The organism is Oerskovia douganii, assembly GCF_015142735.1.
In the GTDB taxonomy this organism is placed as follows: Bacteria; Actinomycetota; Actinomycetes; order Actinomycetales; family Cellulomonadaceae; genus Oerskovia; species Oerskovia douganii.
Window position 1 is genome coordinate 43,804 of sequence record NZ_JACSPN010000008.1, and the last position, 12,153, is coordinate 55,956.

The window sequence follows — 12,153 nt, forward strand, 5'->3', positions numbered from 1 at the left end:
ACGGCGCCGGTCAGCCGACGGGAGGGCGGGCCCCGAACACCGCGGTCCCCACGCGCACGACCGTCGCGCCCTCGGCGATCGCCGCCTCGAGGTCCCCGCTCATGCCCATCGACAGCTCGCGCGCCTCTCCCGTCCCCGGGGCGCCGCTCGCGAGCACCTCGTCACGGATCCGGCGCAGCCGCTCGAACCCTGCGCGCACGAGCGCCGTGTCGGGGGAGTTCGCGCCGATCGTCATGAAGCCCGTGAGGCGAAGACCCTCCAGGGCCGCGACCTGACGGGAGAGGTGCGCGGCGCCGTCGGGCCCGACGCCCGCCTTGGACTCCTCGCCCGACACGTTGACCTGGACCATGACGTCGAGCGTGCGGCCCTCGCGTGCGCAACGGCTCGCGAGCGCCTCGGCCAGCGCGAGCGAGTCGACCGACTCGACGCCCGAGGCCGTGGCCAGGACCTGGTTGACCTTGTTGCGCTGCAGGTGCCCGATCATGTGGACCCGGACGCTGCCGTCGGCGACCAGGTCGGCGAGGTCGGGGGCCTTGGCGACGAGCTCCTGGACGCGGTTCTCGCCGATCAGGGTCGCACCCGCGGCGACGACCTCACGGACCGCCGCGGCGTCCTGAGTCTTGGTCGCGACGAGCAGCTGCACGTCCGTCGGCGCGCGCCCCGCGGCGAGGGCTGCGGCGTCGATCCGGGCACGGACCGCGGCGTACCGGTCGGCGATGGTGCGGGGCGGGTCGAGGGGGGTGTCGTGGGGGGAGGGCACAGCAGCAGTCTAGTTTCGGGGCCCGTCGCCCGGGTGGGGGCGTCCGCTGCCCGACGTCGCAGCGCACCACGGGTGGGCGCCGCGCCTGCGGGGCTGGGCCGCGAGGTCGGCCGTGGGGGAGAATCAGGGCATGAACGCGATCCTGAACGTCATCTGGCTGATCTTCGCGGGCCTGTGGCTCGCGCTCGGGTACGTCGCCGCAGGGATCGTCTGCTGCGTCCTCATCGTGACCATCCCGTTCGGGATCGCGAGCTTCCGCATCGCGGGCTACGCGCTGTGGCCGTTCGGGCGCACGGTCGTCGACAAGCCCACGGCCGGGGCGTTCTCCACGATCGGCAACGTGATCTGGGTGATCGTCGCGGGGATCTGGCTCGCGATCGGGCACGTCGTGACCTCGATCCCGCTGTTCGTCTCGATCATCGGCATCCCGCTGGGCATCGCCAACCTCAAGATGGTCCCCGTCTCGCTGCTGCCCCTCGGCAAGCAGATCGTGCCGACGAACGCGCGCCTCGGCGCCTGACGCGCCAGGATCGGGTGGGGCCCGGGGAGTCCGGGCGGCCGCGGAGCACGGAGCAGCCGTGGGTGGCCGACGGTGACCACGGGCCGCCGAGCCCCGGTCCGGCGACGACGGGAGCGAGACATGGGCGACGATCGACAGGGCCAGGTGCCGTACCTGGGACGAGCCCTGCGACGCACGTGGTGGCGCGCGCTCGACTACGCGTGCGTGCTCCGCTGGCAGGTGGCCGGTCTGCTGTCCCGCACGGGACCCGACGAGCTGCGCCGACCGGACCACCCGGTCGGCCCGCCCGTGGTGCTCGTCCCCGGGGTCTACGAGTCCTGGCGGTTCCTCCTGCCGCTCGCCACGCTGCTCCACGACCACGGGGTCGCGGTCCACGTGCTCCCGGACCTGCGCGACAACCGTCGACCGGTCGCCGACGGAGCAGCGCTCCTGGGCCGCTACCTCCGGGAACAGGACCTGCACGACGTGGTCGTCGTCGCGCACAGCAAGGGCGGGCTCATCGGCAAGCTCGCCATGGTGCGCGAGGACCCCGGCGCCCGCATCGACGCGATGATCGCGATCAACACGCCGTTCGCCGGCTCCGCCTACGCGCGCTGGTTCCTCGCCCCCGCGGTCCGCGCGTTCGTCCCGAACGACGCCACGATCGTCGCGCTGTCCGCCGAGCGGGCCGTCAACGAACGCATCACGTCGGTGCACAGCCGGTGGGACCCGCACATCCCCGGCGGCAGCGCCCTCGACGGTGCGCAGGACGTCGTGCTCGACACCCCGGGGCACTTCCGGCCCCTCGCCGACCCGAGGCTGCACGCGCTCCTGGTCGAACGCCTCGTCGGCACGCCCCCGCAGCGGACGCCGCCGACGGGGTGACCGGTCACCCCCGAGGAAGCTGCAGCACGCGCGTCAGACCGGGGGAGCCGGGGTCGTCGACGATCTCGATCCCGTCGAGCCAGGAGCCGATCACGTGCGCGAGCTCGCCCGGGTGGCTGAAGTTGATCGCGTGCGCCGCGCCCTCGATGAGGGCGACCGTGGTCAGGTCCCCCGCGAGACGGCCCACCTCCCGGACCCGTGCGGGCGGCGGCATGAGCGGGTCCCTGCTCCCGACGACGGCGAGCGTCGGCACCGTCGAGGTGATGATGCGCTCCAAGGACGGGAAGCGGGTCAGCTCGCTGAACAGGTTGAACGTGTTGACGGGCCCGAACCGCAGGTAGTCCGGGACCGCGAGCCGTGCCATCCGGGGGCTCTCGCGCGGACCGTCGAGCGCGAGCTGGCCGATGGCGCGCGCGAGCCCCTGGTTGTGACGGCCCCCGGCAGGGGACACGAGCACCATGCGGTCCACCCGGTCCGGCGCGCTGTGCGCCACCTCGAGGCTGACCGGGCAGCCCATCGAGTTGCCGACCAGCACGACCCTCTCGAGCCCCAGGGCGTCGAGGATGCGGATCAGGGCGTGCGCGAGCCCAGGGATGGCGAGGGTGCGGTCCCACCGTTCGCTCCGGCCGTGCCCCGGCAGGTCGGGGACGAGGTTCGTGGCCCGTGCTGCCAGGACCTCGGCCGTCGGCAGGAGGGACGAGCCGGAGATCCCGAAGCCGTGCACGTGGACGATCGGCAGGGCGTCGGGGACCTCGGGACTGCGCCGGTAGAACACGCGGTGCCCGTCGATCTCCGCCGTGTCCTCGGTCCATCCGGCGGTGTTCGCGGCCATGAGCCGATCGTGGCAGAGCGGGTCGGCGAGGGCCAGCGGTGCGGTTCGGTTCCTGGGCGCGGCCGGGCGTGTTGCCGAGCACGGCCTCGTGGGTTGCCGAGCATGAGGTTGCGGTCGTCCTGGCGCCCAGAACGACCGTAACCTCGTGCTCGGCGAGACAGTGCCCCCTCCCGACCCGTCGAGCCGCGCGGTCAGCGGGCCGTGAAGAAGGTCGGGTCGCCCCACCCGGTGGTCGCGGTCCAGAGCCCCGGGGCACCGGCGGGCACCGCGACACACACGTTGCCCTCGGCGACACCACCGGCGTAGAGCTCGCCGACCTCGTCGAGGTCGCCCGGGATGACACCGCAGTAGTCCTCGTAGGTGACCGAGTCGTCGCCGACGAACTTCACCGTGATGTCGAGCCACGGAGTGCCCGAGGTCGCGCCCTGGTAGGTCGCCGTCACCGGGACGATCCAGAACTCGAACCCGGCCTCGGGCGGAGAGTTGAACTGGTTCTCGGCGCTGATCTCCCCCCAGGCCTCGCGCGGGGTGCCGAGGACGAGGGACCAGTCCTCGTTCCCGACCGTGGTCCCGACGGGGTGCGGGTTGGCGCGCGTACCTGCCTCGGCAGCGGGCGATTCCGGCGGGGTGGCGGGTTCGACGGGAGCGGCACCGGTGTCCGGGGTGGTCGTCGAGGGTGGCTGGATGGCGGTCTCGCTGGACGCGGTCAGGTCGTCTGAGCTCAGACTGCAGCCGGTCAGCCCGGCGGCGAGACCGAGGGCCGCAGCGGTCAGAGCAAGGCGGCGGCATCTCGTTGTCGTGGACCTGGCCGAGGGGCGGCCCGGCAGGGGCGCGGGTGGGGTGGAGCGATCGACGGTGTTCATGGGATGTCCTTCGTGGAGGCCCGACGGCGTTCATGCCGTCGAGCGGTTCTTACCTGGCCGGGCGGCTGCCGGTCAGAAGCGCGGGAGGCGCCACAAGTGGTCGCTCGTGCGACCGTCGACAGCTGTAGAGAGCGTGCGGCGCCCGTGGTGATCGGTCCGGGCGACGACGTCGGCCTGGTGGTGGTTGCGTTCGTCGAAGGTCCGGAAGCGTTCGCCGGACCTGATACGTCGGTGGACTGCGACGACGCTCGTGGCTGTCGTCGGACCCGTGGTCGTCACCGAGTGGAGGACGGCGACGAGGTGCTCGACCTGCGGTCCCACGGCGCACACGCCGTCGCCGTCGGGGTCGAGCGGCATGGTGCGGATCGCACGAATGAACGGCATGCGCGGTCAGGAGCGAGGGAGGTTCAGGAGATTGTTGGTCTCCCGGCCGTCGGCGACGGTGGCGATGTAGCGGGTCCCCGCCGTCGAGATCTTGGCGACGACGTCGGCCTGTGTCTGCTGGGGGCTGAGGGACCGGAACGTGTGTCCCTCGGTGATCCATGCGTGGACCTGTTCACGCGTGGTCGTCGTGAGGGGGCCGGCAGATGTCGTGGACCACCCGACGTGGGTGATGTGCTGGTTCGAGGTGCCAGGGTCGGCGACGTAGACGGAGCGGATGTAGTTCATGGTCGTTCCTCTCGTGGTTGGCGGTGATCGAATGAGAGGAGCGTGGCCGAGTTGAGGGCGCATCGGCCACGACCGGCGTGATAAGGCTGCTTATCAAAGGACGCCGGTCGAAAGGAGAGATCCGCGCTACTGTCTTTCCAGCGAGCTCGCCCGACGAGCTCGCTCACCTACCGGTCCTGACGAAGGGAGCTGCTGTGCCGTCGGTCCTCGACTCCCTCACGCTGTCCCTGCCGGACATCGCCGAGCTGGCGCACGTGCAGCGCCCCGTGGTCTCCATGTGGCGCCGGCGGTACGCGACGGCGGCCTCGCCGTTCCCGGAGGCGGTCGCTACCCGTCGTGACCAGCAGCGGTTCCGAGCCTCCGAGGTGACGGCGTGGATCGAGCGCAGCGGACTCGGCCGAAACCCCTCGTTCGCGGCCGACGTCGCGATGAGGGCCGCGCTGGACGAGGTCCCCGGCCTCGACGCGGACGTTGCGCTCGACGGCCTCACGTCGCTGCTCTACGTCAAGGCGCAGACGGGTGAGCTCCTCGGTGCGCTCGGTCGTGCAGAGGTGCTCGACCTCGCCGACGAGGTGGACCCCGACGACCACCTGGCCTACTCGGAGATCGAGGCGCTGGGCGACCGGCTGGGCGACCTGTGCGAGCTGGCCGACACGGCGGCCGACGCCGCCTACACACCGGCGGGCGCACTGGAGGCCGTCCTGCTCGACCGGCACCGGGCCGGACGCAGGACGCTCACCGAGTCGGCAGCATCCGAGGGAGCCCTCGACGTCGTGGGCAGGATCGTCCTGGCGCTCACGTCCGGGCGCGGGCCGCTCACGCTCGCCAACCCGCATGCCGACTGCGGCGACCTGCTGGTGGCAGCGGTCCGGGCAGGGAGCGACGCGAACGGTGACCACGACGCCCCGGCCTGCGCCGTGCCCGACGCGCGGACGGATCCCGCGACCCGGCTCGCGCGCAGGCGCCTGGGTGTCCTCGGCGTCCGTGTGCTGGACCTCGACGCCGACGACGCCGTGGGCCACGCCGTCTCGCCCGGCGCGACGATCGTGGCACAGCTCCCTCCCGTCGGCAGCCCCCCGTGGTCCGACGACGACGTCCTGCGCGCGGTCGAGACCCTCGCCGTGCAGCGCGAGCCCGGCCGGTTCGCCGTCGTGCTGGGGCCCGCGAGCGCGCTCGTGGGAGCGGTCGACGGCGAGGCGGAGAAGCTCCGGTCCAGCCTGCTGCGCAACGACCAGGTGCGGAGCGTCGTCGAGCTCCCTGCGGGGCTCCTCCCCGGGCGTTCGCGCGAGCGCCTCGCGATCTGGGTCCTGGGCGACCCGCCCGCCGACGTCGGGCTCGCCGAGCAGTGGACGACCGTCTCGGACCTCGCGGGCGAGCGCGTCACCGGGGGAGCGCTCGACGAGGGCGTGATCGACGACCTCGTGACCGACGTCGTCGCCGCTCAAGGGACTCGCAGGGACGTCCAGGGGCACGCCTTCCGCTTCACGCGTTTCGCCTACACGTCCTCGCTCGTCGCCTCACGGAGCGACCTCTCGGTGGACTTCCGTCGGCTCCGGGTGGGCCGGCGCGACGACGGCGGTCGTGCGGCCGTGCGTGCGCACGAGCTCGCCACGGGGCTCGGGCTCGCGGGGGCGGAGTCCGTCGTCCCCGGCCCGGGGCGAGACCCGCGCCGCGAGACGCTCCGGTCGGTCGAGGCTCGCGGTGGCGTGCGCAGGATCTCCGGGAACCGGCTGGACCCGCGTGCCATCGGTACGGTCGGCGAGGTGCCGGTCGTCGGCCCGGCCGAGCTGACCGGTGACGTGATCCTCGGCGAGCGGCGCATGGACCGGCTCGCATTCTCGACGCTCCCCGCCGCCCGGTACACCGAGCCTGGCGACGTGATCTTCTGCACCGCGCCCTACCCGGCCGCGGTGGTCGACCACGTCGGACTGTCCGTGGTGGAGTTCCCGGCGCAGGTGCTGCGCATCGACCGGGCGCGAGCCCCTGGCCTCGTCCCGCACGTCCTCGCCGAGGACATCTCGTCCCAGCGTGCGACCGCCAAGCGGTGGCGCACGTGGGAAGTGCGCGAGGTCCCCGAGGACCAGGTGAGCGCTCTCGAAGAGCTGCTCGCCGCCGTCGGGCAGCGCGAAACCCTGGTGCTCGACGAGGCCCGACGCCTCGCCGAGCTCCGCACGACCCTGACCCGGGGCGTCGCCGACGCCCTCATCCAGCTCCGAACGGTGGACAATGCCTGACGACGCCCCGACCCTGTTCGACGTCCCCACGACCCCGAAGAAAGCAGGACCAGTGCCTCCCCGCACCAAGGCAGCAGCCACGAGCAAGGCGGCTCCCTCAGCTCCTTCGTCAATGAAGGAGCTCAAGGACACGCTGTGGAAGGCCGCGGACAAGCTCCGCGGCTCCATGGACGCCTCGCAGTACAAGGACGTGATCCTGGGGCTCGTGTTCCTCAAGTACGTCTCGGACGCGTTCGAGGAGCGTCGCGGCGAGATCCTCGCGGAGCTCGCCGCCGACGGCCTGAGCGAGGAGCAGAGCCAGCAGTTCCTCGAGGACATCGACGAGTACACGAGCCGCGGGGTCTTCTGGATCCCCCTCCAGGCGCGCTGGGGCTACCTCGCGGAGAACGCGAAGGGCCGGCCGGCGGCCATAGGCGAGCCGTTCGCACCGATCGGGCAGCTGATCGACGATGCCATGGTCCACATCATGGAGTCCAACCCGTCGCTCGCGGCCACGCTGCCGCGCATCTTCAACCGTGACAACGTGGACCAGCGACGCCTGGGCGAGCTGCTCGACCTGTTCAACTCGACGCGCTTCACGGGCGAGGGCGCGTCCAAGGCGCGCGACCTGCTGGGCGAGGTGTACGAGTACTTCCTGGAGAAGTTCGCGCGTGCCGAGGGCAAGCGCGGCGGCGAGTTCTACACGCCCGCCGGCGTGGTGCAGGTCCTCGTGGAGGTCCTCGAGCCGTACAGCGGGCGCGTGTACGACCCGGCGTGCGGGTCGGGCGGCATGTTCGTGCAGGCCGAGAAGTTCATCGAGAAGCACGGCGGCAGCCCGCAGGAGATCTCGGTCTACGGCCAGGAGCTCAACGAGCGCACGTGGCGCCTCGCGAAGATGAACCTCGCGATCCACGGTCTCACGGGTAACCTGGGGCCCCGCTGGGGTGACACGTTCGCGCGCGACCAGCACGCGGACACCCAGATGGACTACGTCATGTCCAACCCGCCGTTCAACATCAAGGACTGGTCGCGCTCGAAGTCGGACCCGCGCTGGCGCTTCGGTGTTCCGCCCGTGGGCAATGCGAACTACGCGTGGATCCAGCACATCCTCTCCAAGCTGACGCCTACCGGGTCTGCGGCCGTGGTCATGGCCAACGGGTCCATGTCGTCCAACTCGGGCGGCGAGGGCGAGATCCGCGCGCAGATCGTCGAGGCCGACCTCGTGAGCTGTATGGTCGCGCTGCCGACCCAGCTCTTCCGCTCCACGGGCATCCCCGTGTGCGTCTGGTTCTTCGCCAAGGACAAGACGGCAGGCGCTCGCGGATCGGTCGACCGCACCGGGCAGGTGCTGTTCATCGACGCACGCAACCTCGGCTACATGGTCGACCGCGCCGAGCGTGCGCTGTCCGACGAGGACATCGCGAAGATCGCGGGGACCTACCACGCGTGGCGCGGCACGCCCTCGGCGGTTGCCGCGGGCCTGGAGTACGACGACGAGCTGGGCTTCGCCCGCTCCGTGAGCCTGGCCGAGATCAAGGACGCGGGATACGCGCTCACGCCCGGACGCTACGTCGGGGCCGCCGAGGTCGAGGACGACGGCGAGCCCATCGAGGACAAGATCGCGCGGCTGACGGGCGAGCTCTTCGAGCAGTTCGAGGAGTCGGCACGGCTCGAGGCCGTGGTGCGGGAGCAGCTGGGGAGGGTTCAGTGATCGTCGAGTTGCAATCGGTCAGCCTGGGCGAGTTGGTCGACAACTTCGATTCACGTAGACGCCCGGTCAAGTCCTCCGAGCGTACGGCAGGGCCATATCCATACTATGGTGCTTCTGGGGTGGTCGACCACGTAGCGGATTTCATTTTCGATGGCGAGTACTTGCTGGTCTCGGAGGATGGCGAGAACCTTCGCTCGCGCGCCCAGCCAATTGCTTTTGTTGTTGATGGCAAGTTCTGGCCCAACAACCATGCGCACGTACTTCGGGGGCGCGAGAGGTTCGACACTCGCTTTCTTTCATACCTGCTCGCGACAACTGATATAACTGGCTACCTCACTGGCTCGGCGCAGCCAAAGCTCACGCGAGGCTCAATGGACTCGATTATGTTGTCGGTTCCGCCTCCCAGGGATCGCCAAGCGATCGCCGAGGTGCTGGGAGCGCTCGACGACAAGATCGCGGCCAACACCAAGCTTGCTTCGAAGGTTGATTCACTGTCGACGCTTATATTCGAGGCGAAAAGTGCGGAAACTGAGGGCGATGCTTCCTTGGGTGACGTGGCAACGCTTGTCCTGGGGGGCACCCCAAGCCGTTCACGTGGTGACTACTGGGCCGAGGGGACGATCGCATGGCTTGCATCTGGCAAGGCCAATGAGTCGCGCGTGTTTGCACCAACGGCATTCATTACGGAAGAGGCATACCGCGCAAGCGCGACGAAGATGATGCCGCGCGGCGCTACGGTGCTTGCGATCACCGGGGCAACGCTTGGTCAGATTGCGCGACTCGAGATTGAGGCGTGTGGCAATCAGTCGCTGGTTGGAATTTGGGGGGATGGGCCGGAGCTCACTGATTGGCTCCATTTTGCTGTTCGGTCGCGAGTTGGCGTCTTGCTTCAAGGGGCGACGGGAGCGGCGCAGCAGCACGTAAACAAGAATGACGTGGCGGCGCTTCGAGTGCCGCTTATCCCTCGACGTGAACTCCTGGCATGGGCTGCCCAAGTCTCGCCACTGCTGGCGGTCGCGAGTATGGCTGGTGAGGAGAATCGCTCCCTCGCCGCCACCCGCGACACCCTGCTCCCGCAGCTCATGTCCGGCAAGCTCCGCGTCAAGGAGGCCGAGCGCATCGTCTCCGAGGTCGCCTGACCGCGATCCGCGACGCCGCCGCGATCCTGTGTGATCGAGATACGGCCAACGGGGGTCGTAGCGCCTGATCAGCCCCCGTTGGCCGCATCTCGATCACCGCTCATCTCGACCGACCCTCCCGGAGGCGGCGATGTCGTCGTCGCCCGATCTCCCCTGCCCGCCGCACCCTTCACCCGACAGCAGGAAGTCATGAACCATCACGCCGGCGTCACTGACGTGGCGCCCGAGGCGGGTGCCGCCCCCGCCGGACCCGATCCACGAACGTGCCCGGCGCCGTCGGGCCGGAAGCGGTGGCTGCTGCTGGTCGTCGTCCTCCCGATTGGCGCCCTCGGACTCCTCGGAGGACCCGCCGTGGCGGTCGCCCTGCTCTCGAGCCTCGTCTGGTTCGTGGTGAGCGCTGTCCTCTTCGGCCGACACCTGGACTACCGTCGCCCACGCCGGCCGCATCGCACGGTCGCGAAGCTGGGACACGTCCGGCGCGAGCCTCCGCGGCAGATCCCGCTGCTCTCGCGGGTGTGCGTGATCTGTGGCCGGCAGCTTACCAACGGCGAGAGCATGCGAGCCCGGGTCGGCTCGACGTGCATCAAGCGCTACGGCCCGCGCTACGCCCACCAGGTGAACCCGGACCACGGCGTCTGGGTCGCCGAGATGGTTCGCGCGCGGGCCGATCAGGCGGAACGCCAGGCTCGTCTCAACGTCGAGTTCGACCGCGCGACCGCCGCGTACCCGGGGCTCGTCGCGGCCTGGGAGGCCGAGAGAGCATCGGAGACCGGGCGCCTCCGACGGGATGCCCGTCGGCGAGCCGCCCCGATGCTCGTCTCGTCGATCGCGGCGTGTCTCGCCTCTGTCGTGGTCGCGGAATTCTTCGGATAGTTCACCCGGCCGACCCTGTCCGACGGTGACGGAGGTGACTAATATCGGGCCCGCTGAGCACAAGACGATCGAAGCGTAGAAGGAGCGGAACGCGGTGCGGAGAACAGCTGGGCTCGTCGCCTTGTCATTCCTGGGACTCCTGACGACGGGCTGCGCCGCCTACGTGCCGGGCGGAAGCGGGTCCCATGGAATCTGGGCCGACGACACTGACGACTTCGGAAACTACGAAGAGCCTGCGATCTACGTACCAGAAGAGGGTGTCCCGGACGAGTACGACCTGGAATACCAGTGGGAACAGATGGCGCCCGAACAGCCGGCAGCCTGGTCGTGCTATCTCTCGATCACCTTCAACGAGGACTGGCACGACGACGTCGAGTGCAGCAACGGAATCGACTTCGACAGGCCGTACCTGCGTGAGTGGGACGGCTTCGTGACCGAGGACGAGCTCATGCAGTCCGCCCTGGAGTACGAGAACGCGCTCAACGGGGGCTGAACATGTCTTCGGTGAGCGCCTCCGACCGGAACCTGCTACGTGCAGTAGTGCGGGCTCTCTCCGCAGACGACTCCCTGAGCGATATTCGCGAAGAACGCAACGAGGGCGACGACGCCGAGGATCATCGCGACGATCACGCACAGGAGGAGGATCGCGCCCACCACGATCAGCACGATCGAAACCGTGCTCAGCTTCCGGGGGCTTGGAGACGGCACGCTGGTCTGGACGGCCCGTGAGTGCTGGGTCCACTGCTGCCCGTCGAACCAGCGCACCAGCCGCGGGTCGTACGGGTCGGGGTACCAGCCGGGCTGGTGGGTCACGGTGTTCTCCTCGGCTGTGATGGCGACTTCCGTGCTCAGGTGCTCGGCGTCGACGGCTGGGATGCGGCTCGCCGGGCACCGCCGACTGTCACCTGCAGACGCTACCGGCCATCGCGATCTATCTGATCATCCCCTTATCGCAGCACTCGTCGCGCCCCACCCCTGCGCCGCAGAGACTGAGCACGGGGGCGATCCCCTGAACCCCGTTCCACCCTGATCCCAGGAGAAGCCATGACTGACCAGCCCACCCCGCCCGTCCCGGACAGCGGCGAACCCGCTGCCGACGTTCCGCCGCCCCCGTCGCCAACCGACGCACAGGTCTGGGCGGCGTCGACGGGAGAGGGGAGCCCCGCCGTCGGGCCGGGGAAGCGACCCACATGGGTGCTGCCCGTCGTGACGGGAGTGATCGGACTCGTCGTCGGTGCCGGCGGCATGGCCGCGATCGGCGCGGGGCAGGCTGCGGCAGCGAGGACGGCTCAGAGCGCGGTGCTCACGGACGCTGTCGAGACCTGCGACCTCGCAGGCGATCCGTGGTTCGTCGTGGCCGACGAAGGATCCACCCTGACGTTCGACAACAAGGGGGAGGACCAGCTCACCGGCGGCGCGCTCGAGGATCTCGTCTGTGTGCTCGACGCGCTCGAGGCGCCGTCCAGCGTGCTCTCCCACATGGGGCAGACGACGTCCATGGACGGGCGCCAGGAGGAGAGCTGGGACGGCATCACGGTCGCCTGGTCATATCACCCGGACCGGGGGATGGACGGGGTCGTGACGGTGGAGGCGGCGTTGTGATGAGCGACCGGACGAGCAGGAGCAGGTCCACGAGCGCGACCACGAGCAAGGCCCAGCGCAAGGCGGACGCCGAGCGGGCAGAGCGCGAGGAGATGTTCTCCTTTGCC

General features: G+C 70.1%; 14 protein-coding genes. 8 read left to right on the plus strand and 6 right to left on the minus strand.

The genetic code is table 11. The features are described from left to right. Positions 1–10: 10 nt before the first annotated feature. The gene (locus H9623_RS08185; RefSeq protein WP_193719562.1) at positions 11–760 is read right to left on the minus strand and encodes a YggS family pyridoxal phosphate-dependent enzyme; all 750 of its coding nucleotides are present in this window, start codon (positions 758–760) and stop codon (positions 11–13) included. Positions 761–890: 130 nt separating this feature from the next. On the opposite strand from H9623_RS08185, the gene H9623_RS08190 reads away from it, so the two are divergent. Beyond that, on the plus strand, positions 891–1,280 hold the full coding sequence (locus H9623_RS08190) for a YccF domain-containing protein (protein ID WP_193719563.1): 390 nt from the start codon (positions 891–893) through the stop codon (positions 1,278–1,280). A 120-nt stretch (positions 1,281–1,400) separates the two neighbouring features. After that, a complete protein-coding gene (locus H9623_RS08195; RefSeq protein ID WP_227748375.1) occupies positions 1,401–2,144 on the plus strand; it encodes an esterase/lipase family protein in 744 nt (247 codons plus the stop codon). 4 nt (positions 2,145–2,148) lie between these two features. On the opposite strand, the gene H9623_RS08200 is transcribed toward H9623_RS08195, so the two are convergent. The 4 genes from H9623_RS08200 to H9623_RS08215 all read right to left on the minus strand — a co-directional run bounded on the left by H9623_RS08200 (position 2,149) and on the right by H9623_RS08215 (position 4,508). Then, a complete protein-coding gene (locus H9623_RS08200; RefSeq protein WP_193719564.1) occupies positions 2,149–2,976 on the minus strand; it encodes an alpha/beta fold hydrolase in 828 nt (275 codons plus the stop codon). A 191-nt stretch (positions 2,977–3,167) separates the two neighbouring features. Then, positions 3,168–3,839 (minus strand): hypothetical protein, encoded by a 672-nt coding sequence (locus H9623_RS08205; RefSeq protein WP_193719565.1) that lies wholly within the window; start codon positions 3,837–3,839, stop codon positions 3,168–3,170. Positions 3,840–3,911: 72 nt separating this feature from the next. Continuing rightward, positions 3,912–4,223: a hypothetical protein gene (locus H9623_RS08210; protein WP_193719566.1), complete on the minus strand. Its 312-nt coding sequence runs from the start codon at positions 4,221–4,223 to the stop codon at positions 3,912–3,914. Positions 4,224–4,229: 6 nt separating this feature from the next. After that, positions 4,230–4,508, minus strand: coding sequence for a DUF3892 domain-containing protein (locus H9623_RS08215; protein ID WP_193719567.1), 279 nt, complete (start codon positions 4,506–4,508; stop codon positions 4,230–4,232). A 194-nt stretch (positions 4,509–4,702) separates the two neighbouring features. On the opposite strand from H9623_RS08215, the gene H9623_RS08220 reads away from it, so the two are divergent. The 5 genes from H9623_RS08220 to H9623_RS08240 all read left to right on the plus strand — a co-directional run bounded on the left by H9623_RS08220 (position 4,703) and on the right by H9623_RS08240 (position 10,937). Beyond that, a complete protein-coding gene (locus H9623_RS08220; RefSeq protein ID WP_193719568.1) occupies positions 4,703–6,742 on the plus strand; it encodes a DNA methyltransferase family protein in 2,040 nt (679 codons plus the stop codon). 112 nt (positions 6,743–6,854) lie between these two features. Continuing rightward, the gene (locus tag H9623_RS08225; protein ID WP_193719569.1) at positions 6,855–8,432 is read left to right on the plus strand and encodes a class I SAM-dependent DNA methyltransferase; all 1,578 of its coding nucleotides are present in this window, start codon (positions 6,855–6,857) and stop codon (positions 8,430–8,432) included. Beyond that, complete coding sequence (locus H9623_RS08230) at positions 8,429–9,571, plus strand: restriction endonuclease subunit S (protein WP_193719570.1); 1,143 nt, start codon at positions 8,429–8,431, stop codon at positions 9,569–9,571. The genes H9623_RS08225 and H9623_RS08230 overlap by 4 nt, the downstream gene beginning before the upstream one ends. A gap of 351 nt (positions 9,572–9,922) precedes the next feature. After that, positions 9,923–10,444 (plus strand): DUF6011 domain-containing protein, encoded by a 522-nt coding sequence (locus H9623_RS08235; protein ID WP_193719571.1) that lies wholly within the window; start codon positions 9,923–9,925, stop codon positions 10,442–10,444. A gap of 121 nt (positions 10,445–10,565) precedes the next feature. Beyond that, complete coding sequence (locus tag H9623_RS08240) at positions 10,566–10,937, plus strand: hypothetical protein (RefSeq protein WP_193719572.1); 372 nt, start codon at positions 10,566–10,568, stop codon at positions 10,935–10,937. Between the two features lie 35 nt (positions 10,938–10,972). On the opposite strand, the gene H9623_RS08245 is transcribed toward H9623_RS08240, so the two are convergent. After that, complete coding sequence (locus tag H9623_RS08245; protein WP_193719573.1) at positions 10,973–11,257, minus strand: DUF2510 domain-containing protein; 285 nt, start codon at positions 11,255–11,257, stop codon at positions 10,973–10,975. A gap of 231 nt (positions 11,258–11,488) precedes the next feature. Between H9623_RS08245 and H9623_RS08250 the strand changes: the two genes are divergently transcribed. Further along, positions 11,489–12,046, plus strand: a complete 558-nt coding sequence (locus H9623_RS08250; RefSeq protein WP_193719574.1) for a hypothetical protein — start codon at positions 11,489–11,491, stop codon at positions 12,044–12,046. Positions 12,047–12,153 lie beyond the last annotated feature (107 nt).

Coding starts and splice junctions, on each gene's coding strand:
- H9623_RS08250 (WP_193719574.1), top strand. CDS start 11,489: ATGACTGACCAGCCCACCCCGCCCGTCCCGGACAGCGGCGAACCCGCT.
- H9623_RS08215 (WP_193719567.1), bottom strand. CDS start 4,508: ATGAACTACATCCGCTCCGTCTACGTCGCCGACCCTGGCACCTCGAAC.
- H9623_RS08195 (WP_227748375.1), top strand. CDS start 1,401: ATGGGCGACGATCGACAGGGCCAGGTGCCGTACCTGGGACGAGCCCTG.
- H9623_RS08190 (WP_193719563.1), top strand. CDS start 891: ATGAACGCGATCCTGAACGTCATCTGGCTGATCTTCGCGGGCCTGTGG.
- H9623_RS08210 (WP_193719566.1), bottom strand. CDS start 4,223: ATGCCGTTCATTCGTGCGATCCGCACCATGCCGCTCGACCCCGACGGC.
- H9623_RS08205 (WP_193719565.1), bottom strand. CDS start 3,839: ATGAACACCGTCGATCGCTCCACCCCACCCGCGCCCCTGCCGGGCCGC.
- H9623_RS08200 (WP_193719564.1), bottom strand. CDS start 2,976: ATGGCCGCGAACACCGCCGGATGGACCGAGGACACGGCGGAGATCGAC.
- H9623_RS08225 (WP_193719569.1), top strand. CDS start 6,855: ATGAAGGAGCTCAAGGACACGCTGTGGAAGGCCGCGGACAAGCTCCGC.